Annotated in this window: 26 protein-coding genes and 1 tRNA gene; 17 read left to right on the top strand and 10 right to left on the bottom strand. The window is 64.5% G+C overall.

Features of this window, described 5'->3' with window-relative positions; genetic code table 11:
• Positions 1–8 precede the first annotated feature (8 nt).
• From JQ604_RS10165 to JQ604_RS10150, 4 genes are all read right to left on the bottom strand, one after another.
• The gene (locus JQ604_RS10165) at positions 9–416 is read right to left on the bottom strand and encodes a hypothetical protein (RefSeq protein WP_212356107.1); all 408 of its coding nucleotides are present in this window, start codon (positions 414–416) and stop codon (positions 9–11) included.
• A 120-nt stretch (positions 417–536) separates the two neighbouring features.
• Positions 537–1,817 (bottom strand): O-acetylhomoserine aminocarboxypropyltransferase, encoded by a 1,281-nt coding sequence (locus tag JQ604_RS10160; RefSeq protein WP_212356106.1) that lies wholly within the window; start codon positions 1,815–1,817, stop codon positions 537–539.
• A gap of 146 nt (positions 1,818–1,963) precedes the next feature.
• Positions 1,964–2,548 carry a CoA-binding protein gene (locus JQ604_RS10155; protein WP_212356105.1) on the bottom strand — a complete coding sequence of 195 codons (585 nt, stop codon included), beginning with the start codon at positions 2,546–2,548 and terminating at the stop codon, positions 1,964–1,966.
• A gap of 120 nt (positions 2,549–2,668) precedes the next feature.
• Entirely contained in the window at positions 2,669–3,490 is an 822-nt protein-coding gene (locus JQ604_RS10150; RefSeq protein WP_212356104.1) for an enoyl-CoA hydratase, read from the bottom strand.
• 71 nt (positions 3,491–3,561) lie between these two features.
• On the opposite strand from JQ604_RS10150, the gene JQ604_RS10145 reads away from it, so the two are divergent.
• From JQ604_RS10145 to JQ604_RS10120, 6 genes are all read left to right on the top strand, one after another.
• Positions 3,562–3,990, top strand: a complete 429-nt coding sequence (locus tag JQ604_RS10145; protein WP_212356096.1) for a PaaI family thioesterase — start codon at positions 3,562–3,564, stop codon at positions 3,988–3,990.
• Between the two features lie 154 nt (positions 3,991–4,144).
• Positions 4,145–4,609, top strand: a complete 465-nt coding sequence (gene rplM, locus JQ604_RS10140; protein WP_212356094.1) for a 50S ribosomal protein L13 — start codon at positions 4,145–4,147, stop codon at positions 4,607–4,609.
• Entirely contained in the window at positions 4,609–5,085 is a 477-nt protein-coding gene (gene rpsI, locus JQ604_RS10135) for a 30S ribosomal protein S9 (RefSeq protein WP_212356092.1), read from the top strand. Before rplM ends, rpsI begins: the two co-directional genes overlap by 1 nt.
• Positions 5,086–5,432: 347 nt before the next feature.
• Positions 5,433–6,644, top strand: coding sequence for a GGDEF domain-containing protein (locus JQ604_RS10130; protein WP_212356090.1), 1,212 nt, complete (start codon positions 5,433–5,435; stop codon positions 6,642–6,644).
• Between the two features lie 50 nt (positions 6,645–6,694).
• The gene (locus JQ604_RS10125) at positions 6,695–6,931 is read left to right on the top strand and encodes a hypothetical protein (protein WP_212356088.1); all 237 of its coding nucleotides are present in this window, start codon (positions 6,695–6,697) and stop codon (positions 6,929–6,931) included.
• Between the two features lie 99 nt (positions 6,932–7,030).
• A complete protein-coding gene (locus tag JQ604_RS10120; RefSeq protein ID WP_212356080.1) occupies positions 7,031–7,327 on the top strand; it encodes an antibiotic biosynthesis monooxygenase family protein in 297 nt (98 codons plus the stop codon).
• Positions 7,328–7,334: 7 nt separating this feature from the next.
• Here the strand turns inward: JQ604_RS10120 and JQ604_RS10115 are convergent, their stop codons facing one another.
• Positions 7,335–8,471: an AI-2E family transporter gene (locus JQ604_RS10115; RefSeq protein ID WP_212356078.1), complete on the bottom strand. Its 1,137-nt coding sequence runs from the start codon at positions 8,469–8,471 to the stop codon at positions 7,335–7,337.
• A 146-nt stretch (positions 8,472–8,617) separates the two neighbouring features.
• On the opposite strand from JQ604_RS10115, the gene JQ604_RS10110 reads away from it, so the two are divergent.
• The 4 genes from JQ604_RS10110 to JQ604_RS10095 all read left to right on the top strand — a co-directional run bounded on the left by JQ604_RS10110 (position 8,618) and on the right by JQ604_RS10095 (position 13,887).
• Positions 8,618–9,325 (top strand): hypothetical protein, encoded by a 708-nt coding sequence (locus tag JQ604_RS10110; protein ID WP_212356076.1) that lies wholly within the window; start codon positions 8,618–8,620, stop codon positions 9,323–9,325.
• 166 nt (positions 9,326–9,491) lie between these two features.
• Positions 9,492–10,262 carry a gamma-glutamyl-gamma-aminobutyrate hydrolase family protein gene (locus JQ604_RS10105; protein WP_212356074.1) on the top strand — a complete coding sequence of 257 codons (771 nt, stop codon included), beginning with the start codon at positions 9,492–9,494 and terminating at the stop codon, positions 10,260–10,262.
• Between the two features lie 217 nt (positions 10,263–10,479).
• The gene (locus tag JQ604_RS10100) at positions 10,480–12,729 is read left to right on the top strand and encodes a hybrid sensor histidine kinase/response regulator (RefSeq protein ID WP_249158177.1); all 2,250 of its coding nucleotides are present in this window, start codon (positions 10,480–10,482) and stop codon (positions 12,727–12,729) included.
• 90 nt (positions 12,730–12,819) lie between these two features.
• On the top strand, positions 12,820–13,887 hold the full coding sequence (locus JQ604_RS10095) for an extracellular solute-binding protein (RefSeq protein WP_212356072.1): 1,068 nt from the start codon (positions 12,820–12,822) through the stop codon (positions 13,885–13,887).
• A 9-nt stretch (positions 13,888–13,896) separates the two neighbouring features.
• On the opposite strand, the gene JQ604_RS10090 is transcribed toward JQ604_RS10095, so the two are convergent.
• Complete coding sequence (locus JQ604_RS10090; protein WP_212356913.1) at positions 13,897–14,154, bottom strand: GlsB/YeaQ/YmgE family stress response membrane protein; 258 nt, start codon at positions 14,152–14,154, stop codon at positions 13,897–13,899.
• 159 nt (positions 14,155–14,313) lie between these two features.
• Here JQ604_RS10090 and JQ604_RS10085 point away from each other — a divergent pair, with 159 nt between their 5' ends.
• The 3 genes from JQ604_RS10085 (at position 14,314) to JQ604_RS10075 (ending at position 16,071) form a co-directional block, all read left to right on the top strand.
• Complete coding sequence (locus tag JQ604_RS10085; RefSeq protein ID WP_212356070.1) at positions 14,314–15,219, top strand: transglutaminase family protein; 906 nt, start codon at positions 14,314–14,316, stop codon at positions 15,217–15,219.
• Between the two features lie 152 nt (positions 15,220–15,371).
• Complete coding sequence (locus JQ604_RS10080; protein WP_212356068.1) at positions 15,372–15,683, top strand: type II toxin-antitoxin system HigB family toxin; 312 nt, start codon at positions 15,372–15,374, stop codon at positions 15,681–15,683.
• Between the two features lie 10 nt (positions 15,684–15,693).
• Positions 15,694–16,071 (top strand): helix-turn-helix domain-containing protein, encoded by a 378-nt coding sequence (locus JQ604_RS10075; protein ID WP_212356066.1) that lies wholly within the window; start codon positions 15,694–15,696, stop codon positions 16,069–16,071.
• A gap of 111 nt (positions 16,072–16,182) precedes the next feature.
• Here the strand turns inward: JQ604_RS10075 and glnA are convergent, their stop codons facing one another.
• Positions 16,183–17,592: a type I glutamate--ammonia ligase gene (gene glnA, locus JQ604_RS10070; RefSeq protein WP_212356064.1), complete on the bottom strand. Its 1,410-nt coding sequence runs from the start codon at positions 17,590–17,592 to the stop codon at positions 16,183–16,185.
• A gap of 150 nt (positions 17,593–17,742) precedes the next feature.
• Positions 17,743–18,081, bottom strand: coding sequence for a P-II family nitrogen regulator (locus JQ604_RS10065; RefSeq protein WP_044542445.1), 339 nt, complete (start codon positions 18,079–18,081; stop codon positions 17,743–17,745).
• A gap of 367 nt (positions 18,082–18,448) precedes the next feature.
• On the opposite strand from JQ604_RS10065, the gene JQ604_RS10060 reads away from it, so the two are divergent.
• Positions 18,449–19,948 carry an NAD(P)H-hydrate dehydratase gene (locus JQ604_RS10060; protein ID WP_212356062.1) on the top strand — a complete coding sequence of 500 codons (1,500 nt, stop codon included), beginning with the start codon at positions 18,449–18,451 and terminating at the stop codon, positions 19,946–19,948.
• Positions 19,949–19,967: 19 nt separating this feature from the next.
• Complete coding sequence (locus JQ604_RS10055) at positions 19,968–20,387, top strand: GNAT family N-acetyltransferase (RefSeq protein ID WP_433996240.1); 420 nt, start codon at positions 19,968–19,970, stop codon at positions 20,385–20,387.
• Here JQ604_RS10055 and JQ604_RS10050 read toward each other — a convergent pair.
• Both JQ604_RS10050 and JQ604_RS10045 read right to left on the bottom strand, forming a co-directional pair.
• Positions 20,384–21,469 carry an enolase C-terminal domain-like protein gene (locus tag JQ604_RS10050; RefSeq protein ID WP_212356058.1) on the bottom strand — a complete coding sequence of 362 codons (1,086 nt, stop codon included), beginning with the start codon at positions 21,467–21,469 and terminating at the stop codon, positions 20,384–20,386. The genes JQ604_RS10055 and JQ604_RS10050 overlap by 4 nt on opposite strands.
• Before the next feature lie 30 nt (positions 21,470–21,499).
• On the bottom strand, positions 21,500–22,807 hold the full coding sequence (locus JQ604_RS10045; protein ID WP_249158175.1) for a multicopper oxidase family protein: 1,308 nt from the start codon (positions 22,805–22,807) through the stop codon (positions 21,500–21,502).
• A gap of 154 nt (positions 22,808–22,961) precedes the next feature.
• Between JQ604_RS10045 and JQ604_RS10040 the strand changes: the two genes are divergently transcribed.
• A tRNA-Leu gene (locus tag JQ604_RS10040) sits at positions 22,962–23,046 on the top strand.
• Between the two features lie 157 nt (positions 23,047–23,203).
• Positions 23,204–24,565 (top strand): trigger factor, encoded by a 1,362-nt coding sequence (gene tig, locus JQ604_RS10035; protein WP_212356054.1) that lies wholly within the window; start codon positions 23,204–23,206, stop codon positions 24,563–24,565.
• Positions 24,566–24,631 lie beyond the last annotated feature (66 nt).

Below are 24,631 nucleotides of genomic sequence, written 5' to 3'. Positions count from 1 at the left end.
CTTATCGCTCAGCAGTAGCCGTAGACACCGCAGGCATAGGGCAGGCGGTCCCAATAGTGCACATAGGCGCCGCCGTAATAGGGGCCGGTATAGCTGTAGGAATGCGGCGTACCGTAATAGCCGGGCAGCGCCGTCGAGCCCGGCAGCAGCGGCTCGCCCCGCACCAGCGGGATGTAGGGCAGCGCATTCTGCGGAAACACCTCGGGCTCCTCGACTACGACCAGCTGGCGACCGCGGCGGACATAGGCCGGCGGGACGATCGTGGTCTTGTAGACGTAGGGCCGGTGCGGCAGGCCGGGCGGCAGCTGTGCCGCGGCGCGCGCCGTCGCGCGTTTGGGGGCGACGGCATTGTCGGCGGCGAAAACGGGCAGGGTCGCGGACAGCGCGACCGCGAGCGGCAAAATCAAGCGCAGCATCAATGCTCTCCCGAATCATAAGGAGCCAATCAATGCCACTTTATGCCGGAATGACCGTTAACGAGAGCTGGCCATTGGAGGGTGGGAGCGGCGGCGGGCGCCGCTCCCGACAGGGCCGGATCAGGCGTTCAGGGCCTGGTCGAGGTCGGCGATCAGATCTTCCTTGTCCTCGATGCCGATCGACAGCCGCACCACGTCGGGCGCAGCTCCCGACCTCACCTTGGCGGCGTCGTCAAGCTGGCTGTGGGTAGTGGAGGCCGGGTGGATCACCAGCGAGCGGGTGTCGCCGACATTGGCGAGGTGCGAGAACAGCTTCAGGTTCGACACCAGATTGACGCCGGCGTCGTAGCCGCCCTTGAGGCTGAAGGTGAACACGGCGCCCGCGCCCTTCGGCGCATATTTGCGCGCGAGGTTGTTGTAGGCATTGCCGGGCAGGCCGGCGTAGTCCACCGACGCCACCGCGGCATGGCCGGACAGGAATTCGGCGATCGCCCTGGCATTGTCGCAGTGCTTCTGCATCCGCAGCGGCAGGGTCTCAATACCAGTCAGGATCATGAAGGCATTGAACGGCGACAGCGCCGGGCCGAGGTCGCGCAGGCCGAGCACGCGGCAGGCGATCGCGAAGGCGAAATTGCCAAAGGTCTCCTGGATCTTGATGCCGTGATATTCCGGGCGCGGCTCGCTCAGCATCGGGTACTTGTTGTCCTTCGACCAGTCGAAGGTGCCGGCATCGACGATGATGCCGCCGAGCGAGTTGCCGTGGCCGCCGAGGAATTTCGTCAAGGAGTGCACGACGATGTCGGCGCCGTGATCGATCGGCTTGATCAGATACGGCGTCGCCAGCGTGTTGTCGACGATCAGCGGCACGCCGGCCTTGCGCGCCACCGCTGCGATCGCCTCGATATCGGTGATGCTGCCGGCGGGGTTGGCGATCGACTCGATGAAGATTGCCTTGGTGTGCGGCGTCACCGCCTGCTCGAAGGTGGAGATCTCATCGGGATCGGCCCAGGCGACGTTCCAGCCGAACGCCTTGAAGGCGTGGGTGAACTGGTTGATCGAGCCGCCGTAGAGTTTTCGCGCCGCGATGATCTCATCGCCCGGACGCAGCAGCTGCTGCAGCACCACGAGCTGCGCGGCGTGACCGGAGGCGACCGCAAGTGCCGCCGTGCCGCCCTCGAGCGCGGCGACGCGCTCTTCGAGCACCGCATTGGTCGGGTTGCCGATGCGGGTATAGATGTTGCCGAATGCCTGCAGGCCGAACAACGAGGCGGCGTGGTCGGCATCGTTGAACACGAATGACGTGGTCTGATAGATCGGCGTCGCCCGCGCGCCGGTGGTGGGATCGGGCTGCGCACCGGCATGCACGGCGAGGGTGGAAAATCCCGGAAGACGATCAGTCATTCTGTTATCCTTGTGACCTTGTCGAAACGCGCGGCATGCTGATGGCGACGGCGACGTCCGTCAAGACAAGTTGGCACGCGATCTCGGGTTTGGAATGGATGTGCTTCGCACGATCCCGCAACCGACAGGAATATTCCGCAACTGCGTCAGGTCGTCTCGGTCTTGTTTTTCGCAGCGCGGTCGGATGCCGCGGTCTGGCCGCCGCCGAAGCTGGTGCGGTTGAGCGACAGCCGCATGCCCTGCGTTGGAATCGGTGCGCGCTTGGAGCTGAGTGTGCGCGAGTTCACGCCCATCCATGAGATCTCCGACGACAGCCGGCCATACTCGATCTTCGGGCAGCGGTTCATCACGACCTTGAGGCCTGCAGCTTCGGCCTTCTCTGCGGCTGCATCGTCGCGCGCGCCGAGCTGCATCCAGATCACCTTGGGCGGCTGCGGCAGGCTGAGTGCTTCCTCGACCACCGGCATGATGTGGCTCGAATTGCGGAAGATATCGACCATGTCGATCGGGCGGCCGATGTCGGCGAGCGAGGCCACGAACGGTTTGCCCATCAGCGCCTTGCCGACATGGCCGGGGTTGACCGGGATCATGTCATAGCCGCGCTGCGCCAGATATTTGAACGCAAAATAGCTCGGCCGCACATTGACCGGCGAGGCGCCGACCATCGCGATCGACTTCACGGAGTTGAGGATGCTGCGGATGTAATTGTCGTCGTAGGCGTCGTGGTTCATTTTCTTTCCTTAAGACCCTCATGGTGAGGAGCGCGGAACGCGCGTCTCGAACCATGAGGCCACCGATCGGCCTGCATCCTTCGAGACGCCGCTGACGCGGCTCCTCAGGATGAGGGTCAGCTACTTATCCTGCCACTTCGGCTCGCGCTTCTCGATGAAGGCGCCGATGCCTTCCTCGGCGTCGCGCGCCATCATGTTCTCGGTCATCACTTCGGCCGCGAAGCGATAGGCATCCGCCAGACTCATCTCGGCCTGGCGATAGAACGCTTCCTTGCCGAGCTTGACAGTGTAGGCGGATTTCAGCGCGACCTTCTGCGCCAGTGCGATCGCGGCTTCGCGCTCGGTGCCGGCGGCTACGACGCGGTTGATCAAGCCGATGCTCTGTGCGGTTGCGGCGGGCACCGGCTCGCCGGTGAGCAGCATCTCCATCGCCTGCTTGCGTGGCACGTTGCGCGACAGCGCCACCATCGGCGTCGAGCAGAACAGCCCGATGTCGACACCGGGCGTCGCAAAGCTCGCGGCCTCCGATGCCACCGCAAGATCGCAACTCGCCACGAGCTGACAGCCGGCTGCGGTTGCGACGCCCTGGACTGCGGCGACCACGGGTTTCGGCAGATGCACCACCGCCTGCATCATCGCGCTGCAGGCGTTCATGATCTGCGCGAAGTAGGCACGGCCACGATCGGCGTCGCTGCGGCGCGCGGTCAATTCCTTCATGTCGTGGCCGGCGGAGAAGGCGGGGCCGTTGGCCGCGATCACGACGCCGCGCACGCTGGTATCATCATGGATCTGCTTCAGCGCGCCGTGCAGTTCCGCGATCAGGCCCTCGGAGAGGCTGTTGCGCGCTGCGGGGCGGTTCAGCGTCAGCACGGCGATGCTGCCGACCTGCACGCGCAGGAGGATGGATGGCGGTGCGGCGGGTGCGCGGGCGGCTTGGGGCATTTCCAGTTTTCCGTTAGGTCTTTGCCTGCAATTTAATGTAACCGGGTGGCTGACGCGAGGGCAGGGACGGCATGGCAAATGCGAAAATGAGCGTGGCTGACCTGGTGGAGTTCCTGCGCAGGGAATTCCCGCAGGCCTTCACCAGTGACGACATCACGATCGAAAGCGCCGACGGCCAAACCTGCCTGCTGCGCCAGCGTTTCAGCGAGCGCATGCTGCGGCCGGGCGGAACGGTATCGGGGCCGACGCTGATGGCACTGGCCGATTTCGCGATGTACGTCGTGCTGCTGTCGGCGATCGGTCCGATCGGTCTCGCGGTGACCACGAATCTCAACATCAACTTCCTGCGCAAGGGCCAGCCGGGGCAGGACGTGCTGGCGGTCGCCAAGCTGCTCAAGCTCGGCAAGCGGCTTGCGGTCGGCGAGGTCACCTTGCTGTCGGGGACGTCGCCGGACCCGATTGCCCATGTCACGTCGACCTATTCCATTCCAAATCAATAGGGTTTTCTATGGTATTATTGTACCATATTTATAAGTAATTGTTTTTACTGGCGTAATTTGCGCGCGCGGGCATTGACGTGAGCGCGCCGCTTCTCTAGAAACCCGCCCAGTTCGGCGCACACGGCGCCGATTTCTTTTTTCACGGATCTCACACATGAGCACGTTCTCGGCCAAGCCCGCCGAAGTGACGAAGAAGTGGGTCGTGATCGACGCCAAGGGTCTGGTCGTCGGTCGCCTTGCCACCATCGTCGCGATGCGCCTGCGCGGCAAACACCTGCCCACCTATACCCCGCATGTCGATTGCGGTGACAATGTCATCATCATCAACGCCGCCCATGTGGTGCTGACCGGTCGCAAGCGCGACAACAAGGTCTACTACAAGCACACCGGCTATATCGGCGGCATCAAGGAGCGCACCGCGAAGCAGATCCTCGAGGGTCGCTTCCCCGAGCGCGTCGTCGAGAAGGCGATCGAGCGCATGATCCCGCGCGGTCCGCTCGGCCGCATGCAGATGGGCAACCTGCGCGTCTATGGCGGCGCCGAGCATCCGCATGAAGCCCAGAATCCCGAGAAGGTCGATATCGCGGCACTGAACCGCAAGAACACGAGGGCCGCATAATGTCCGATACGTTGCAGTCCCTCGACCAGCTCTCGCAGGTCAAGCCGGCGGCTCCCGACGCGCCGAAGTACGTCAAGAAGGTCGACAAGTACGGCCGCGCCTATGCCACCGGCAAGCGCAAGGACGCGGTCGCCCGCGTCTGGGTCAAGCCGGGCTCGGGCAAGATCTCGGTCAACACCCGCGAGTTCGAAGTCTACTTCGCCCGCCCGGTGCTGCGCATGATGATCCAGCAGCCGCTGGTCGCCGCAGCCCGGAACGGCCAGTACGACGTGATCTGCACGGTCGCCGGCGGCGGCCTGTCCGGCCAGGCCGGCGCTGTCCGTCACGGCCTCTCCAAGGCGCTGACCAACTTCGAACCGGAGCTGCGCGGCGTTCTCAAGAAGGGCGGCTTCCTGACCCGCGACTCCCGCGCGGTCGAGCGCAAGAAGTACGGCAAGGCCAAGGCCCGCAAGTCCTTCCAGTTCTCGAAGCGCTAATTCGAAAAACGACAATTCGCGGCAATTGCCGCAGATCGGAAATTGAAAAGGGCGCCGAAAGGCGCCCTTTTTGCTTGCGTGGTTTTCGAGCAAAAGCCTGCGCCGCAAGGGCGCGGCGTGATCAGACGTTCGAGAGACGTAAACGGGATCGCATAAAAGGAGGCGAAAAGGCGCATCCTTTTTGCTGTGAGTTTCAAACTGAATTAACGCAGTTTTTCGCGAAAACTTGGGCTTGGGAACAAACGAAATTGGAACTCGCGCCCTCTAGCGTGCACTCGGAACTGGCGCTGCATCACACTCATATCTTGCGCCGGCGAATGTTGCATCACACTGGCAGGGGTGATCTCATGTCATTTGACACGTCGACACTTTATTTGTTCGCGACCATGGTCGCGGGCATGCTCGGCGCCATGCTGATGTTCTTCGGCAAGCAGGAGAGCATCCCGGCGTTGAAATGGTGGGGCACGGCCTATCTGCTCGGCGCGGCGTCGGTTGCGCTGTCGACGGTCGGAGGCAGCGCACTGGGTGCGCCAATGTTGATGGCGTTGCACGCCGTGGGCTTTGCCGCCTGCGGCCTGGTGTGGAACGCCTCGCGCGTGTTCCACGGCCGCAAGCCCAACCTGCCGGGGATCGTGATCGGCCCGATCGCCTGGGTTGGCGCCGTCACCTTCGTCCAGGATGGCGCGATGCGCCTGACCATTGGCGCGGCGATCGTCGCGATCTACGCCGCGCTCACCGCCGCCGAACTCTGGAACGAGCGCCGCCGCTCGATGCAAAAGCGCTGGCCGACCATCGTGGTTCCGATCGCCCATGGCACCGTGTTGATGCTGCCGATCCTGCTCGGCGATCTGCTGCGTCCGCATGACGAGAATTTCGCGACCTCCTTCTGGGTCACGATGTTCTCGGTCGAGCTGGTGCTCTATGCGATCGGCACCGTGTTCGTGATCTTCATGATGGTGTCGGACCGCGCGGTCGCCGTGCACAAGACGGCTGCGACCACCGATCCCCTCAGCGGCATGCTCAACCGCCGCGGCTTCTCGGAAGCCTGTTCACGGGTGATCGAGCGGGAGGCCACGGCCGGCCGTCCGGTCACGGTGATGATCTTCGACATCGACCACTTCAAGTCGATCAACGATCGCTTCGGGCACCCCGCGGGCGATGAGATCCTGAAGCTGTTCGCAACCGTCGTGATGACCAATCTCCGCATCAGCGATCTCTCGGGTCGCATCGGCGGCGAGGAATTCGCAGCACTTTTGCCTTGCTCGCTCGAAGAGGGCGTGCTGGTCGCCGAGCGCGTGCGCGAGGCGTTCGAATCCTCCGGGATCGTCTGCGAGGAGGGACCGGTCGACACCACGGTCAGCATTGGCGTCGCTGGCGGCCCGGCCGGCACCGAGCTCGAAGTGCTGCTGGCCTCCGCCGACACCGCGCTCTACCAGGCCAAGCGCACCGGCCGTAACAAGGTCGAGGCTGCCGAGGAGCTGCCGCTGTCGCTGGAGAACTGGCGGCGCAAGACCGCAGGCCTTCCGGCATCGGCGCGCCAGAAGCCGGTGACGGCGTGAGAGGCACAAAAGTAACTTTCGATTAACCATTCGCCGCCATGCTTTCGTGTATGGAGTCGATCCCTACACGCAATCCGCAGGCTGCCCTGACGTCGCTCGAAGCGGCGGCCACCACCGCACGCGGCGGCTTCGCCTGCCTGTTCTCGAGCTCGGATGAATACGAGACCGCGCTGATCGCCGAGCGGCGCGCGCAGGGTCGCTATGTCAAACGCAAGAGCCTGTGGCCGGTCGCGATGCTCGTCGGTGCGGCGCTGATGGTTCTGGGCGCGGCGCTGCTGCTCCGTTGAACGGTGGTATGATCCGACAGGTCAGGGCGCCCGTTGCGGCGCCTTTTTCTTTTTCACCCGCCGCGCTACAGACAAGCCGTTCCAGGGAGAGGCACCAAGATGATCACCGAAATCGCACTGATCGACGTCAAGCCGGGCAGCGAGAAGGATTTTGAAGCCGCGGTCGCCAAGGCAAAGCCGCTGTTCCTGCGCGCCAAGGGCGGCAAGGGGTTTGAGCTGCACAAATCGATCGAAAAACCGTCGCGCTACCGCCTGGTCGCGAAGTGGGAGACGCTGGAGAACCACACTGTCGACTTCCGCGGTTCGGAGGATTTTACCGCCTGGCGCGCGCTGGTCGGCCCGTATTTCGCCGCATCCCCCGATGTCGAGCACACCGAGACGGTGGTGAGTACCTGAGTCCGGTTCAACGGGCCGGCGCAGGTTCGGCATCCTGCGCCTTGAAGTGATCAATCATCACCTTGGCGATCGCCATCAGCGGCAGCGCCAGCGCCAGGCCCCAGACCCCGAACACCACGCCGAGCAGGATCTGGAACGCGAACAGCGTTGCCGGCGGGATGTCGAGCGCCTGGCGCTGGATGATCGGCGTCAGCACGTAACTCTCCAGCGCGTGCACGCCGAGGAACAGGATGAAGGCTGACAGCGCGGCGATCCATCCGGTGGCGAGGCTCGCCAGCACCACGATGAGGCCGCCGAGCAGCGCACCCACCGTCGGGATGAAGGCGAGCAGGCCGGCCTGAATGCCCAGGATGAACGACGAGGGGATGCCGATGATCGCAAGGCCGACCCAGGTCACGAAGAACACCGCGAACATCGTGATCATCTGCGCAATCAACCAGCGCTCCAGCGTGTCGCCGATGCGGTCGACGATCACGGTGGCGCGCGCGCGATGCTTCGCCGGCATCATGAACAGCAATCCGGTCCGGTAGATGCTTGGCTGCGCCGCGAAGGCAAGGCCAAGGAAGACCACGATGAAGAAGTTGCCGACCGCGCTGACGGTGCCGAGCACGACCTTCAGCGTCTGACCGAGGATCGCGCCGCCGCTGGAGGCCAGCGCGCCCGCGCCCGGCGGCAAATCATGGCTCGCGGATGAACCGGATTTCGTCGGCTGCTCCGGCGTTGCGGAATCCTGCTGGCCGGACAGATTGCCGAACTCAAGATAGCTCGGATCGACGCCATTGCGCTCGAGGAAGGCTTTGACGTTCACGATCTGTGACTTGATCGTGTTGCTCAAGACCGTTGCCTGCTGCGCGATGGTGGTGCCGCCGAGGAACAGGATTCCCGACAGTACACCGGCGAGCGCGAGGCAGACGATCGCGAGCCGCAGCGCATGCGGCAGTTTGACGAGGCGACCGAGCAGGTCGCTCATCGCGGTCAGCGCGACCCCGAGCAGCACGCCGGCGAAGATCAGGAACAGGGTCGCGGCGAAATACCACGAGAACAGCAGCAGCGCGGCGAACAGCACGATCCCGATGCCGCCGATGGCGATCGCCCATGCCTGATCGTTGCGGGCCTGCAGGCGATTGTCAGCCGAGTCAGTCACAGGTGATTCCCTTCTCGCGGCGGTGTCCTGATCCACTCTTTGGCGAAAAACCGGCCCGGATCAAGCTTGAGCCGACGCGCCGGTTTGACGCTGACGCGCTCCTTGTGCCAAGCGGGGGACAAGAACAACAGGGGCGGAAGCGGCACGTGCGCAGCATCATCTTCAAATGGTTCGGGCCGCTGGCGCTGCTTGCTGCGCTGGTGATCGGCGACCAGATCCGCATCAACCGGCCTGGCCACAAATACCGCCTCACGGTCGAGGTCGAGACGTCAGATGGGGTCAAATCGGCGTCCAGCGTGCTCGCGGTTCATCCCGACCGCAGCTACAGCCGCGGCGGCCGCACCCGTACCGTGGGGGACGCCGTCTATGTCGATCTCGGGGGTGCGAAGAATCTGGTCGCGCTGCTCGCTCATCTCGACGAGGGCAAGTTCGATCTCGATGGGATCAACTATGTGGCGCTGCGCGCCCACACCGCGGCCGGCGGCAAGCGGGTATCATTCAATGAAATGAGCCGGCAGTCCGGTGTCGTGAAGGTCGAGGGCGCGCTGATCCCGGTGCTGCTGACGTTCAGTGATCCCGCCAATCCCGGCACCGCGCGCGCGGTCTCGCCCGTAGACAGCGAGGCCGTGCTCGGCAAGGGCGTTCGGCTCAAGGGCTTGACCGCCGAGGTGGTGCCGAACGGATATTGGCCGCTCGATTTCGGCGGCGCGCTCGGCGAACCCGTGACACGGGGCATTGCCGCGAAATTGCCCTGGCTCTCCGGGACTGGCGAGGGGGCGGCGACGGCGCTCAAGGCCGCGGGGCTGCCTGATGTCGCGGCAACCGAGGCGAAGGAGGCGTTTTCGCGCAAATAGTGGCTTCCGGCCGGCGGATCTGCATGTCCGGACATGCCGGCACGCCCGGGCATGCCGGCATGCCCGCAGATGCAGAGGATAAATTGTTGATCCCCGGGGAACTCGAAGGCATGATCACCCCCTGAATCGTGCCCCGTTGAGAATAACATTGCGCGAGACGTGAATAATGAGACGGCCCGTGGTCGGCGTGATTGGAAACGCCCATCGCATCGAAAATCGTTTCGCGGTCCAAATGGTCGGAGAGCGCAATCTGCGCGCCGTCGCTGACGTCTCCGGTGCCGTTCCCTTGATGTTTGCCGGCTCGCCCGACATCACCGATGTTGCCGCCCTGCTCGACGTGGTCGACGGCGTGGTGCTGACCGGCGCACGCGCCAATGTGCATCCGACGCGCTTCAACACCGAGCCGCACGCCAAGCACGAGCCCTACGACCTGCATCGCGACGATGTCGCGCTGGCGCTGTCGGAGGCCTGCGTCGCGCGCGGCGTGCCGATCTTCGGCATCTGCCGCGGCCTGCAGGAGATGAACGTCGCCTTCGGCGGCTCGCTGCATCCGGAGATCCGCGAGATCCCGGGCCGCATGAACCACCGCATGCCCCGGCTCGAGAACGGCGAGATCCATCCCGATCCCAAGGTGGTGTTCGCCGACCGTCACGACGTCACGCTGACGCCGGGCGGCGCGTTCGCAAGGCTCCTCGGTTGCGAGACCATCCGCGTCAACTCGCTGCACGGGCAGGGCATCCTCGAGCCCGGCGAGCGCGTCGTGATCGAGGGTATCGCCGAAGACGGCACCATCGAGGCGATCCGCATTGCGGATGCCCCGACCTTTGCGCTCGGTGTGCAGTGGCACGCCGAATACGACCCGCAGCGCAATCCCATCAACCGCGCGCTGTTCGAAGCGTTCGGCGATGCCCTGCGCGAGCGGCAGCGGGCGGCGTAGGCCGGCCCAAAGCCACAGCGGGGTGTGGCGTGATAACCCCCGGTTAGCCCAAAACCAAAACCCCGTAATTTTACGGGGGCGAATTTGAGGGCCCGTCAGGCCGGACTCGGGTATTCAACGGAGCATTGCTGCGCCGGAGATGGTCGGCGCGGATCGTTCTTTTCCGATACGTCCTTGCATCCCTTCTGGTGCGGCGAGGCACAATGAGTTGGTCGGGATGAATCTGTCGGGCCGGCTGGCGCTTGGGATGATGGTCCCCGTCGTCGCGACCCTGTGCGCGCTCGGGTTTGGCCAGGTTGGTTCGCCCGGACTGCTGCTCGCGGCCGGTGCGGTCGGGCTGGTTGTGGCGCCCTTGATGGCCGTGGTGACCGGCCGGTCGCTGGCGCGATCGAAGTTCGTTCCGCGGCCGGCTGCCGGCGAGGGGCTCACCGATCTCACCGACCTGTCACGGCTCGGCACCCGGCAAGGCCTGTTGGAGAAGACCGTCGAGAGCATTCGCGATCCCGTGGTGGTGGCGGATGAGTCCGGTGCGATCGTGATCGCCAACGCTGCGGCGAGGGACCTGTTTCGGGTCGATCCCGGCTTCAACAGCCTGACCGGACTGCGCAGCTTCAAATGCTATTTCGCGGACGGGCAGACGCCGATGCCGATCCCGGACTCGCCGCTGGCGCGCGCGCTGCGCGGCGACGACGTCCAGGATCTCGAGCTGGTGGTGAAACCACCGGACGGCGCTGCGGATGTCTCCCTGCTCGCGAACGCCCGGCCGCTGCGTGACGAGACCGGCCGGCTGCGCGGCGCGGTTGCCGTGCTGCACGACGTCACCGCGCGCAAGCGGGCGCATCAGGCGCTGGTGGAGAGCGAGCAGATGGCGCAGGCCATCGTCACCACAGCGCTCGATGCCTTCATGCAGTTCGATGACAAGGGCATCGTGCGCGACTGGAGCCCGCAGGCCGAGGCGCTGACCGGCTGGACGCGATCCGAAGCGGTCGGCTACCGCGTGGCCGAACTGATGGTTCCGGAAGCGCGTCGGCCCGCGCACCGGCAGCGGATCGCCCGCTTCCTGGAGGAGGTTGCCGGCGGCGGCACCGGCATGCGGTTCGAATCCGCGACGCTGCACCGCGAGGGCCACGAGATCGCCGTCGAGGTGTCGCTCAGCGCGTTGCGGCGCGGCGACGGCTACGTCATCAACGCCTTCATCCGCGACATCACCCAGCGTCGCCTTGCCGCCGAGCAGCTGATCCAGGCGCAGAAGATGGAGTCGGTCGGGCAACTCACCGGCGGCATCGCGCATGACTTCAACAACATGCTGACCGTGATCACCGGCACGATCGAGATTCTGGCCGACGGCGTGAAGGACGATCCCGGTCTCGCCTCGATCGCCAAGCTGATCAGCGATGCCGCCGATCGCGGCGCGCAGCTGACGGCGAGCCTGCTCGCCTTTGCCCGCAAGCAGCCGCTGCGGCCGGCGGAAACCGACGTCAACGATCTCGTCGGCGAAGTGGTGCGGCTGCTGTCGCAGACGCTGGGATCGCGGATCGAGATCGCGACCGAACTGGCCCGTGACGCCTGGCCGGCCTTCGTCGACCGCAGCCAGCTCAGCGCGGCGCTGGTCAACCTCGCGATTAACGCCCGCGACGCCATGCCCGAGGGCGGCACGCTCACCTTCGCGACCCGCAACATCCAGCTCGGCATTCCCGACGCGGTGGCGTTCGGCGTCGAGCGCGCCGGCGATCATCTCGTGATCGAGATTCGCGACACCGGCACGGGCATTTCGCCGTCGCATCTGGAGAAGATCTTCGATCCGTTCTTCTCGACCAAGGAGGTCGGCCAGGGCACCGGGCTCGGCCTCAGCATGGTGTTCGGCTTCGTCAAGCAATCCGGTGGCGGCATCGCGGTCAGCAGTGAGGAGGGGCGCGGTACGACGTTCCGGATCTATCTGCCCAAGGCCGACCGCCCAGCGCCGCAGCCTGACGAGGACGAGCAGGACGATCATCCGATCCGCGGCGGCAACGAGACCATCCTGTGCGTCGAGGACGATGCCAAGATCCGCGACTACGTCACCGGCCAGCTGCAGGGCCTCGGCTACAAGGTGCTGGTCGCGGCCAATGCCGATGAGGCGATGCTGATCGTCGAAGGTGGCGCGGCCTTCGACCTGCTGTTCACCGACATCGTGATGCCCGGCAGCATGAACGGCCGGCAATTGGCGGACGTGCTGATGACGGGGCGGCCGACGCTGCGGGTGCTGTTCACATCCGGCTATAGCGGCGGTGCGCTGCCGCTGCAGGGGCGAAGCGGCCACGGTATTCCGCTGCTGACAAAACCCTATCGGCGCGCCGAGCTGGCGCGGATGCTGCGCCGCTGCCTCGATCTTGCGGTCGATCTCGACGGCGATCCGGCGCCGATGCCGTATTCGGTGCAGCCCGATCTCGAGCGCTTCCTGCGCGAGAATCCGCCGGACAAGACATAGCCGCATGACGCCCACGCGGCGCTGGTTCTGCTAGCGTCGCCGCCAACAATGGCGGAGCCGGCGCAACGGCTCGTTGTGAGGGAGCTGATGATGCGGCGCGGCAAATGGTCGAGGCGCGATCTTCTCAAGGCATCGGCGGCCACGGCCGCCGGCATGGTGTTCGCCGAGCCGCTGCGCGCGGCGGCGCCGCCCGCGACGGCGGTGACGCCTGAGTTGATCACAGCTGCCACGAAGGAGGGCAAGGTCGCCTTCTACAGCGCGCTCGAACTGACGACGGCCGAGCGTCTGGCGCGCACCTTCGAGCAGAAGTATCCAGGCATCAGCGTCCGCGTCGAGCGCTCCGGCGCCGAGCGAATCTACCAGCGCATCGCCCAGGAGCAGGGCAGCGGCATCAACGCCGTCGACGTCGCTAACTCCACCGATCCCGCGCATTATCTCGACTGGAAGAAGAGCGACTGGCTCACGGCCTACATCCCTGAGGAGGTCGCGAAACATTTTCCGGCCGACCAGATCGACCCCGACGGCACGTCGGCGACCTCGTGCGCCTGGTTCGAGGTGATCGGCTACAACACCGACCAGGTGAAGCGCGAGGAGGCGCCGAAGAGCTACGCCGACCTGCTCGATCCCAAATGGCGCGGCAAGATCGTCAAGGCACATCCGAGCTACAGCGGCGCGATCATGACCGCGACCTTCGTGCTCGCGCGGGATCTCGGCTGGCCCTATCTGGAGAAGCTCGCGCAGCAGCGGGTGATGCAGGTGCAATCGGCCGCCGATCCGCCGAAGAAGATCCTGCTCGGCGAGCGCGCCGTGATGGCCGACGGCAACGACTACAATCTCGTGCTCGCCAAGGATCAGGGCAAGCCGGTCGAGGTCGTCTATCCCACCGAGGGCGCGCCGCTGATCATCGTGCCGAGCGGCATCTTCAAGAGCGCGCCGAACCCGAACGCGGCGCGGCTGTTCCAGAGCTTCTTCTTCAGCGCCGAGACCCAGCAGATGCTGGCCGACGAGTTCGCACACCGTTCGTTCCACGCGCAGGTGAAAGAGAAGGCCGAGCACGTGCCGCTGGCGAAGCTGAAGATATTGAAGTCCGACCCCGCCCAGGTGCAGGCCCAGGGCGAGGAGATCAAGGCGCGCTACGCAAAGCTGTTCAAGGTGTGAGTGCGGCCGTCACGCGCTGCGACGGCTCATGATCAGGCCGTAGAGGAAGAGCAGGATGATCGCGCCGACGACGGCGCCGATAAATCCTGCGGATTCACCTGGGCCATACCAGCCGACGGACTGCCCCAAAAATGTCGCGACGAACGCGCCGACAATTCCAAGCACCGTCGTCAGGATGAAGCCCTTCGGTTCATTGTCGCCGGGCATGAGGAATTTGGCGATGATGCCGACGACAAAGCCGATGATGATCGTCCACAGGATGCCCATCGCGTTTCCTCCGTCCTGGCGCAGGGGGACCACGCGCATTCTGCGAGCGATCGTGCCCTGGCTGTCTTGACATAGATCAAGACAGCGCGCCGGGCCTGTCACGCTAGATTGACGCGCACGCGCTCGAGCCGTCGCGTCGGCGCGGCCCGGGAGAAGCAGATGGCAATGCTTGGCGAGATCACGCACACCACGACTTACCGTTATGCCAGGCCCGTCACCTTCGGCACGCACCGGGCCCTGTTCCTGCCGAGGCGTGGGGCTTCGGCGCGCCTGCTCAACTGGTCGGCCACGACCAACCCGCCTTCAAAGATTCACTGGATCACCGACTCCAGATCCAACGCCGTCACGGTGATGGATTTCGTCGAAGCGAGCAGCGAACTGACGCTCACCTTCAGGGTTCGCGGGGTTTATTTCGGCATCAAGGGCATCGAGGCGTTTCCGCTGGAGCCGCGCGCCTATGAGGTGCCCGTACAATATACGTCCGACGAGTGGACGGATCTCTCCGGCTATCTGCGGCCGCACGCCGACGATCCGGATTCGAGCCTGGCGGCCTGGACGAAGAGTTTCGTCGCCGGCGACATGGATCAGACGACCGATGTGCTGCGGCGGATGCTGAGCACGTTCCGCGCCTCGTTCAACTACCGCGCCAGAGACACCGAGGGGACCCAATCCCCAGGCGAAACCTTGCGCACGCGATCGGGCACCTGCCGCGACTTCGCTTGGCTGATGATCGAGGCGCTGCGCCGACTGGGGTTCGCGTCGCGCTTTGTCAGCGGCTATCTGTACGACGCGGCGCTGGACGGCGGCGCCGTCGGCATGACCGGCTCCGGCGCAACGCATGCGTGGCTGCAGGTGTTTCTTCCGGGCGCCGGCTGGCTCGACTATGACCCGACCAACCAGATCAATGCCGGGTTTGATCTGATCCCGGTGGCGGTGGCCCGGCATCCGGCGCAGGCGATCCCGCTGTCAGGCGCCTGGTTCGGCGACGCGCAGGACTATCTCGGCATGTCGGTCAACGTCACCGTCCGCAAGATCGGCGAGATCAACGATCCCTCCGAAGGTTAGAGCGCAGTGCGCTTGGGTGAATCATCATCGCGCTTCAGCTCTTCTCTCAAGCATGATCTCCGCGCAAACGCGGCATACGAACCGAAAAGCGCTCGCCGGAGCGCGTTTCGAACTCCAGCGCTGGGTTGACATGTCGTTCCCAATATGGGAACATGGGCGGTGTGAGGATCATCAAGCAATCCACGCTGGTTCAGTTCGCTGCCGCGAATCCCAAGGCGAAGCCTGCGGTCGGGCGCTGGATCAAGCTGGTGAAGGCCGCGCGATGGACCTCCATGAACGACTTGCAGATGACGGTTCCAGGTGTCGTCGTGCTGAACGCCGAGCGTGCACGCTTTGAGATCGCCGGCGGCAATTTCCGGCTGATTGCGGCATTCTCGTTTAAGCATCAGATCGTGTTCATCAAGTTTGTCGGGACCCATGCCGAGTATGACAAGGTCGATGCGTTGACCGTTGCAAAATATTGAGGAGCGAGCCGTGGAAATTCATCCCATCCGGACCAAGGCCGACTATGAAGCCGCAATCGCCGAGATCGAGCGGCTCTGGAACGCTGAGCCCGGCACGGATGATGGCGACAAGCTCGACATCCTCGCGACCCTCGTCGAGCGGTATGAGAACGAGCACTGGCCGATCGATACGTCGCGCGTCGATCCCGTCGATCTCCTCAACTATCTCGTTACTGATGCGGGTCATACGCAGGCCGAACTCGCCGAATTGCTCGGCTCGCGGTCACGCGCCTCGGAAGTCCTGAACCGGAAGCGAGCGCTGACGGTCGAGATGATTCACAGGATCAGCACAGAATGGAAGGTGCCCGCAGAACTCCTGATCAAGCCATATCGGTTGAAGGCTGCGTAGCTCGAAGGCGAGGGATTGCTTCTGCCTTCGTCCTCGCTAAGACGCACATCCCAAAAAACAAAAGGCGCCTCCTTTCGGAAGCGCCTTTCGCAGTCACCGAGCCGCGTTAGCTCAGTGCGAGTAGTACATGTCGAACTCGACCGGGTGCGGGGTCATCTCGAAGCGCTCGACTTCGGTCATCTTCAGCTCGATATAGGCGTCGATGAAGTCGTCGTCGAACACGCCGCCGTTCTTGAGGAACGCGCGGTCCTTGTCGAGGTTTTCCAGCGCCTCGCGGAGCGAACCGCAGACGGTCGGGATCTGCTTCAGCTCTTCCTTCGGCAGATCGTAGAGGTCCTTGTCCATCGCCGGACCCGGATCGATCTTGTTCTTGATGCCATCGAGGCCGGCCATCAGCATCGCGGCGAAGCCGAGATAGGGGTTGGCCATCGGGTCGGGGAAACGCACCTCGACGCGCTTGGCCTTCGGGTTCGCGGTGTAGGGGATGCGGCAGGAGGCCGAACGGTTGCGCGCGGAGTAGGCGAGCAGCACGGGGGCTTCATAGCCCGGCACCAGACGCTTGTAGGAGTTGGTGGACGGGTTGGTGAAGGCGTTGATCGCCTTGGCGTGCTTGATGATGCCGCCGATGTAGTGCAGGCAGGTCTCCGACAGGTCGGCATACTTGTTGCCGGCGAACACCGGCTTGCCGTCCTTCCAGATCGACTGGTGCACGTGCATGCCCGAGCCGTTGTCGCCGTAGATCGGCTTCGGCATGAAGGTGGCGGTCTTGCCGTAGATGTGCGCGACCTGGTGGATGCAGTACTTGTAGATCTGCATGTGGTCGGCCATCAGCGTCAGGGTGTCGAACTTCATGCCGAGCTCGTGCTGGGCGGAAGCGACCTCGTGGTGATGCTTCTCGACCTTGACGCCCATCTTGGCCATGGCGCCGAGCATTTCCGAGCGCATGTCCTGCACCGAGTCCTGCGGCGGCACCGGGAAGTAGCCGCCCTTGGTGCGGATGCGGTGGCCGAGATTGCCGCCTTCATACTCGGTCGCCGAGTTGGTCGGGAATTCCGCGGAGTCGAGCTTGAAGCCGGTGGAGTAGGGGTCGGACGAGAAGCGGACGTCGTCGAACACGAAGAACTCGGCCTCGGGGCCGACGAACACGCTGTCGCCGATGCCCATCGACTTGACCATGGCTTCCGCCTTCTTGGCCATGCCGCGCGGATCGCGGTTGTAGGGCTCGCCGGTGGTCGGCTCGAGCACGTCGCAGGTGATGACCATGGTGGTCTCGGCGAAGAACGGATCGATCGTCGCGGTCACCGGATCGGGCATCAGGCACATGTCGGATTCGTTGATCGCCTTCCAGCCGGCAATCGACGAGCCGTCGAACATCGTGCCCTCGGCGAAGATGTCTTCGTCGATCATGCTGACGTCGAAGGTCACGTGCTGCCATTTGCCGCGCGGATCGGTGAAGCGCAGATCGACGTATTTGACGTCGTTGTCCTTGATCGATTTCAGGACGTCCTTGGCGGTCTTCATGAATACCCCTTTTGGCTACGGGTCGGTTTCCAGCTTCAGCGACGTTATTCCCGCTTGTGGCGAGTTTGGATGACGAGACAAACGAAATCAGGCCGCGAAAGCGGCCTTTTTTCTCAATCTAGTGTCGCAAAATTCGGGATAGCACCCGGCTCAGATAGCGTCCAGCCCGGATTCGCCGGTCCGGATGCGGATCGCCTCTTCGATGTTGGAGACGAAAATCTTGCCGTCGCCGATGCGCCCGGTCTGCGCCGCGCGGCGGATCGCATCGATCGCTTTCTCGACCAGCTCGTCGCCGATCACGATCTCGATCTTCACCTTGGGCAGGAAGTCGACGATGTATTCCGCACCGCGATAGAGTTCGGCGTGACCCTTCTGCCGGCCAAAGCCCTTGGCCTCGGTCACCGTGATACCTTGCAGTCCGACTTCCTGGAGCGCTTCTTTCACCTCGTCGAGCTTGAAGGGCTTGATGATGGCTTCAATCTTCTTCACTGAGCGCCTCCCGGGCATTTCAGATTGCAGTGTCGTGGTCGATGCGCGTGGGGCGCGGTGGTCGGTTCGAGTGTTCGGCTTCGTCAGCTTCCGGCGCAAGGGCCGAAAGCGCCCCAATGGTCGCAGGTGCGCGAGCCAGCGGAGCGGCTTCCTCAAAAGCAGGGTCTATGCCAAGTTGTTAACGTCCCCGATTTTGGAACGTTATCAGCCTTTTAACGAGCAATCGGCTGATATCGAACCGCTTGCGCATCATAGCGAAGCTCAAAGATTAGGCAAACAGTTCAATCCGTATGCAGATTAGTCTCTCAAATACCGCTGCCGTCGTAGGAACTGCCTGTGCAAGAGGCGGTTGGATCGAGGATTCGGCATGCATGTGCTGACCACCCAGGAAATGGAGCGCGCCGACCGGCTCACGATCGCAGCCGGCACGCCCGGCTTTGCGCTGATGATGAGCGCAGGGCAGGCGGTGGCCGAGGCTGCGATGGACATGGTCGAGGAGGGGCCGATCGTCGTGGTCGCCGGCCGCGGCAACAATGGCGGCGACGGCTTTGTCGCGGCCGCCGAGCTCGCTGCGCGCGGCCGCGAGGTCTGCGTAATCCTGCTCTGCGAACGCGACAGCCTGCAGGGCGATGCGGCGCTGGCGGCCAAGGGCTGGAAATATCCGGTACTGCCGTTCAATCCGCAGGCGCTGGGCCGGCCCGCGTTGATCATCGACGCGCTGTTCGGCGCAGGCCTCAATCGTCCGGTGAAGGGCGATCCGCTGGAGATGATCGCGGCGATCAACGCCAATGGCGCGCCGGTGCTGGCGGTGGACCTGCCGAGCGGCATCAACGGCACCACCGGTGCGGTGATGGGCGCCGCGGTGCAGGCCGCCGAGACCGTGACTTTCTTCCGCAAGAAGCCCGCGCATCTCCTGCTGCCGGGACGGATGCATTGCGGACGCGTGCGGGTCGCCGATATCGGCATCGACGCGAGCGTGCTCGACGAGATCCGGCCGCTGGCGGCGGAGAACGCGCCGGAGTTTTGGCGCACGTCTTTCCCGGTCCCGCGCATCGACGGCCATAAATACGCGCGTGGTCATGCCGTGGTGCTGTCGGGTGACGTCGCGTCCACTGGCGCGGCTCGGCTTGCCGCACGCGGCGCGTTGCGGGCAGGGGCAGGGCTCGTGACGGTGGCCTCGCCGCGCGACGCGCTCGCGGTGAACGCGGCGGCGCTGACGGCTGTGATGGTGCGCGCGGTCGACAACGTCATCCAGTTCGCCGAACTGCTGGATGACAAGCGGCTCAATTCTATGGTGATCGGACCCGGCGCCGGCGTCAGCGCGCGCACCCGCGATTTCGTCTACACCGCGCTGTCGGCAAGGCGACATCTCGTGCTCGATGCCGACGCGCTGACGAGCTTTGCCCATGCGCCCGATACGCTGTTCGAGGCGATCAAGGCGTCAGACGGGCTCGAAGCCGTGCTGACCCCGCATGAGGGCGAGTTCCCGCGGCTGTTCAGCGACATCTCCAACAAGCATCCCGGCCGCTCGAAACTCGAGCGCGTCCGTGCCGCCGCCGAACGCTCGGGCGCGGTGGTGCTGCTGAAGGGCGCCGACACCGTCGTCGCTGCACCCGACGGCCGCGCCACCATCGCCGCCAACGCACCGCCCTGGCTCGCCACCGCCGGCGCCGGCGACGTGCTCGCCGGCATCATCGCGGGCCAGTTGGCGCAAGGCGTTGCCGCGTTCGAGGCCGCCAGCATCGGTGTCTGGATGCACGGCGAAGCCGCGAGCGAAGCAGGGCCGGGCTTGATCGCGGAGGATCTGACGGAAGTGCTGCCGGCCGTGTTCCGACGTCTCTATGACGGGTTTGGGATTGAGTATTAGGAGACTCGACCTCGCCGACATGGACGCCGCCGCGCGCGTGCACCGTGCCGCATTTGATCATGCGCTGCCGTGGCTGACCGGCCTGCACACGCCGGAGGACGACCTGTGGTTCTATCGCGAGCGGATGTTTGCGACGTGCACGCTGTGGGGCGCGTTCGACGATACGGCGATGATCGGCCTCGTCGCATTCCACGATGACTGGATCGAGCAGCTTTACGTGTTGCCGTCAGCGCAGGGGCAGGGCGTCGGCAGCGCGCTGCTCGATGTCGCCAGGCAAAGTTCTGATCGGCTGCAGCTCTGGACATTTCAACGCAACACGTCGGCGCGGCGCTTCTATGAGGCGCGCGCGTTCGTGCTGGTCGAAGAGACCAACGGCAGCCGTAACGAGGAGCGAGAGCCGGACGCGCGGTATGTTTGGATGCGCACGTCGGCCGCCTAGCTCACCAGATATTTCGCCACCGCCGACTCGTTCCACTCCATCCCGAGACCGGGACCACGCGCAATCACCGTGCCATCCACGATCTCCGCCGGCCTTGCCAGGATCGCACCCGCAAAATCCAGGAACTCGAGCCAGTGCGCGGTTGGCGTCACCGCTAGGAGATGCGCGCTGACCTCGGCGAACAGGTGGCTCGACATCGGGATCGAGGCGGCATCGGCCTGGCCTGCGACCTGCAGCCAGCCGGTGACGCCACCGACCTTCATCACGTCGGGCATGATGAAATCGGACGCGCCGGCGGCGATCGCTTCCGCGAAGCCACGCGGGAACCACCAGTTCTCGCCGGCCTGGATCGGCGTCGGCGAGGTCTCGCGCACCTTGGCATGGCCCGACAGGCTTTCCTGCGGCACCGGTTCCTCGATCCAGTGCAGATCGTAGGGCGCAAGGCGCGCGATGCGGCGCGAAGCTTCGGCCGGATCGAGCGACTGGTTGAAGTCGAGCATCAGTGCGATGTCGGGGCCGAGCAGGGCGCGCACGCCCTTCACGACGCGCTCGTCATTGGCGGCATCGCCGTCGCCGCCCTTGATCTTGATGCCCCTAAAACCCTGGTCGAGAGAGCGGCGCAGCGCGCGCTCGTCTGCGATGGGATCGACGACGCCGTAGCTGTCATAGGCTTTGATCGGTTTCACGGTGCCGCCGAGCAGTTCGGCCAATGGCCGACCGGCTTGCTGGCCGATGATGTCCCAGTAGGCCATGTCGAGGCCGGAAACGGCCATGCCGACCAGGCCCTGCCAGCTCAGCAAACGAAACTTGGCGTCCATCGCCTTCATCAGCTCGAACGGCGCGACCGGCTTGCCGATCAGCTCCCGGCCGATCTGCTCGATCAGATAGGCAAGCGGCTTCAGCGTGAGCTTGCTGTAGGCGAAGATGTAGGAGCGGCCGGTAACGCCCTGATCGGTCTCCACATCGATCAAGACCAGCGGGCCGGAGTTGAACACGCCGAAGGCGTTCTTCAGGGGACGCTTGAGCGGCACCTCGACGCTTCGCGCACGGACTTCGCGGATCGCTGCAACTGTCTGGCTCATTGAGGCTTCCTTGGGTGTTTCCTCTTGTTCTTATTCGACACTGTACCATCGCAGGAGGCGCGGCGCCGCCCAATCGGTGGCAACCGACTCGATCAGATAGCGCCCGGGATGCTCGGCGAGGAAGGCGATGCGCTGGGTCTCGCCGGGCGCGAGCGCCAGCGTATCGAGCCAGAACGGCTTCCAGCCGTCGTCGAGCCGGTCGAGCAGGCGGAAGTGGTGGCCGTGCAGGTGGAAGACGTTGGTCAGCGGCCCGCGGTTGGCCAGGGCAAGAACCACCGGACGACCGGGCTTGACCTTGAAGGCGGGGGCAGAGGACGGCTTGAAGTCGATCGGCTTGAGCCAGTCGGCGGAATTGCCGAGCGGCAAGTCGACGCGCGCCGCGTTCTTCAGGTCGATGTTGGTCGGCAGGCCGTTGGAGGGCAGCGGCGGTGCCGGCGGCAACGGGGCTGGCCGAACAGGTGCTTCCTTCGAGATGCTCACTTTACCGGCCGGCCGCGCCTCCTTGCCATCGTGGAGCAGGACCGCGAAGCTGGTTCCCGCCGCGCCGACAACATCGACAAAGGCATCGGTCCGGCCGCCGGGCGCGAGGACCAGCGCGCCGTTGCGGGCCGGGAACGGCTCGGCCGGCTGGCCATCGACGCCCATCACGCGGACCTCGAGGTTTTCGATCTTCACCGCCATCACAGTCCGCTGCCCGGCATTGATGAAGCGGAGTCTCAGGCGGTCGTTGGCTCGGGCCGAGATATCGAACGAAGGCTTTCCGTTAATACTATGAAATACCTTAGCATTCTCTGGACTGAGGCCGGAAGCGAGGGCCTTCCCGTCGGGCTTGAGCCACCATTCTTCGATCAGCAGGAGCTCGTCGCGATCGACTGAAATCGGGGTGCTTTCGGTCACTACGATGGCCCGGCTCCGTGCTGGTCTGATGCCGCCATCCCCGAGCAATCCGGCCTCGCACAAGAAGGTGCCTGCATGCCGGAACTGGAGAGGGAACGTTTCGGAGGAGCCGGGTGCGAGCGGCGCCCGGGAAGCTAGCGGTTCGACAGCCGCTGCACCGTCGATTCCCCGCCAGTTCAGCGCGACCGGCCCAGGCTGGCCATTGGTGAAATTGACGTCGAGCAGGTCGCCCCGCTTGAACCGGAGTTCCGGGCCGCCGATCGACCAGACCGGAGTTTCGGCTTCGCCCGGACGCAGCGAAATCTGGTCCGCTTTGGCTTGAAGCGCGAGGGCGGCGCGGGCCTGGGCGACGGCTACGGAGGGCAGCGCCGGGATAAGCGCGGCGGCGCCAATTCCGGCTATCAGCCTGCGTCGATCTAGCGGGAAATCAGCACTTGCCATCGGCCCGATCCGGACCATTTTCTCACCGATCTGTCCAGCCGCGATCGGCCGCAGGGCAGGGTGCAAAACCGGCCATTTTTTTGCTGCGAACCGGTGAGCCCATGTTATAAGCCCGGCCGCCCGCGGCATCGCGGCCGGATTGGGATGCTTTCACGCGGGCGTGGCGGAATTGGTAGACGCGCTGGATTTAGGTTCCAGTGACGAAAGTTGTGGGGGTTCGAGTCCCTCCGCCCGCACCAAGCGCTTATCGCGTTTGCATGACGATTCCTTGGAGAACCTTCGCCCGCAAGGACGTCGGTTCGCCGAACCCACAGACGTTAGGCCTTAAAGGTCGCGCGTTAGATGATTTGAACAGAGTCGCGACCGTTCGGGCCGCGGCGCAAGCGGAAGAAGAAGATGCAGGTCACCGAAACCCTCAACGAGGGACTGAAGCACGAGTTCAAGATCAGCGTCCCGGCATCCGATCTCGATGCCAAGGCCGGCGCCAAGCTGACAGACCTGAAGGACAAGGTCCGCATCAACGGCTTCCGTCCGGGCAAGGTGCCGGTCGCGCATCTGAAGAAGGTCTATGGCCGCTCGGTGATGGCCGAGACCATCGACCAGACCATCCGCGACACCAACACCCAGATCTTCACCGATCGCGGCTTCCGCCTCGCGACCGAGCCGAAGATCACGATGCCGACCGAGCAGAAGGACGTCGAAGAGCTGCTCGCGGGCAAGACCGACCTGACCTACACGGTTGCGATCGAAGTGGTGCCGGCGATCACGCTCGCCGACTTCAAATCGTTCTCGGTCGAGAAGCCGGTGGTCGACGTCTCAGACAAGGATGTCGATGACGCGATCCAGCGCATCGCCGATGGCAGCCGTCCCTACAATGCGAAGGCCGAGGGCGCCAAGGCCGAGAAGGGTGACCGCGTCACCATCAACTTCAAGGGCACCATCGACGGCGTCGCGTTCGATGGCGGCACCGGCGAAGGCATCCAGGTCGTGATCGGCGCCGGCCAGTTCATCCCGGGCTTCGAGGAGCAGCTGATTGGTGTCGGCGCCGGCGAAACCAAGACGCTCAAGGTTGGTTTTCCGACCAACTATCTGAACGCCGAGCTCGCCGGCAAGCCGGCCGAGTTCGAGACCACGGCGACCCAGATCGAGGCGCCCGGTGAGGTCACGATCGACGACGAGTTCGCCAAGAACCTCGGCCTCGAATCGCTCGACAAGCTGAAGGACGCCGCGCGCGAGCGGCTGAAGGCCGAGTTCGCCGGCGCGACGCGCCAGCGCGTCAAGCGCGCGCTGCTCGACCGTCTCGACGAGAGCCACAAGTTCGAAGCGCCGCCGTCGCTGGTCGCCGAAGAGTTCAACCTGATGTGGACCTCGATCGAGTCGGAGATGAAGCAGTCGGGCAAGACCTTCGCCGACGAGGACACCACCGAAGAGAAGGCCAAGGACGAGTACCAGAAGATCGCCGACCGCCGCGTCCGCCTCGGCCTCGTGCTGTCGGAGATCGGCGAGAAGAACAAGATCACCGTGACCGACGATGAAGTGGGTCGCGCCGTGATCGAGCGCGCCCGCCAGATGCCCGGCCGCGAGAAGGAAGTCTGGGACTACTACCGCAACAACGCCCAGGCGCTCGCCCAACTGCGCGCGCCGATCTACGAGGACAAGGTGGTGGACTACATCCTCGAGCTTGCCAACGTGACCGAGAAGAAGGTCACCAAGGAAGAGCTGTTCAGGGATGAAGACGCTGAGAAAACTGCCGCTTAATCGCAGCACCTCGTGTTAATGATGAACCGTGAAAGCGCATCCGCGGCAGCCTTCCGTCGCTAGGCG

It is taken from the genome of Bradyrhizobium jicamae (assembly GCF_018130695.1).
Classification (GTDB): domain Bacteria; phylum Pseudomonadota; class Alphaproteobacteria; order Rhizobiales; family Xanthobacteraceae; genus Bradyrhizobium; species Bradyrhizobium jicamae_B.
This window is presented reverse-complemented; position numbering and strand designations above follow the sequence as displayed.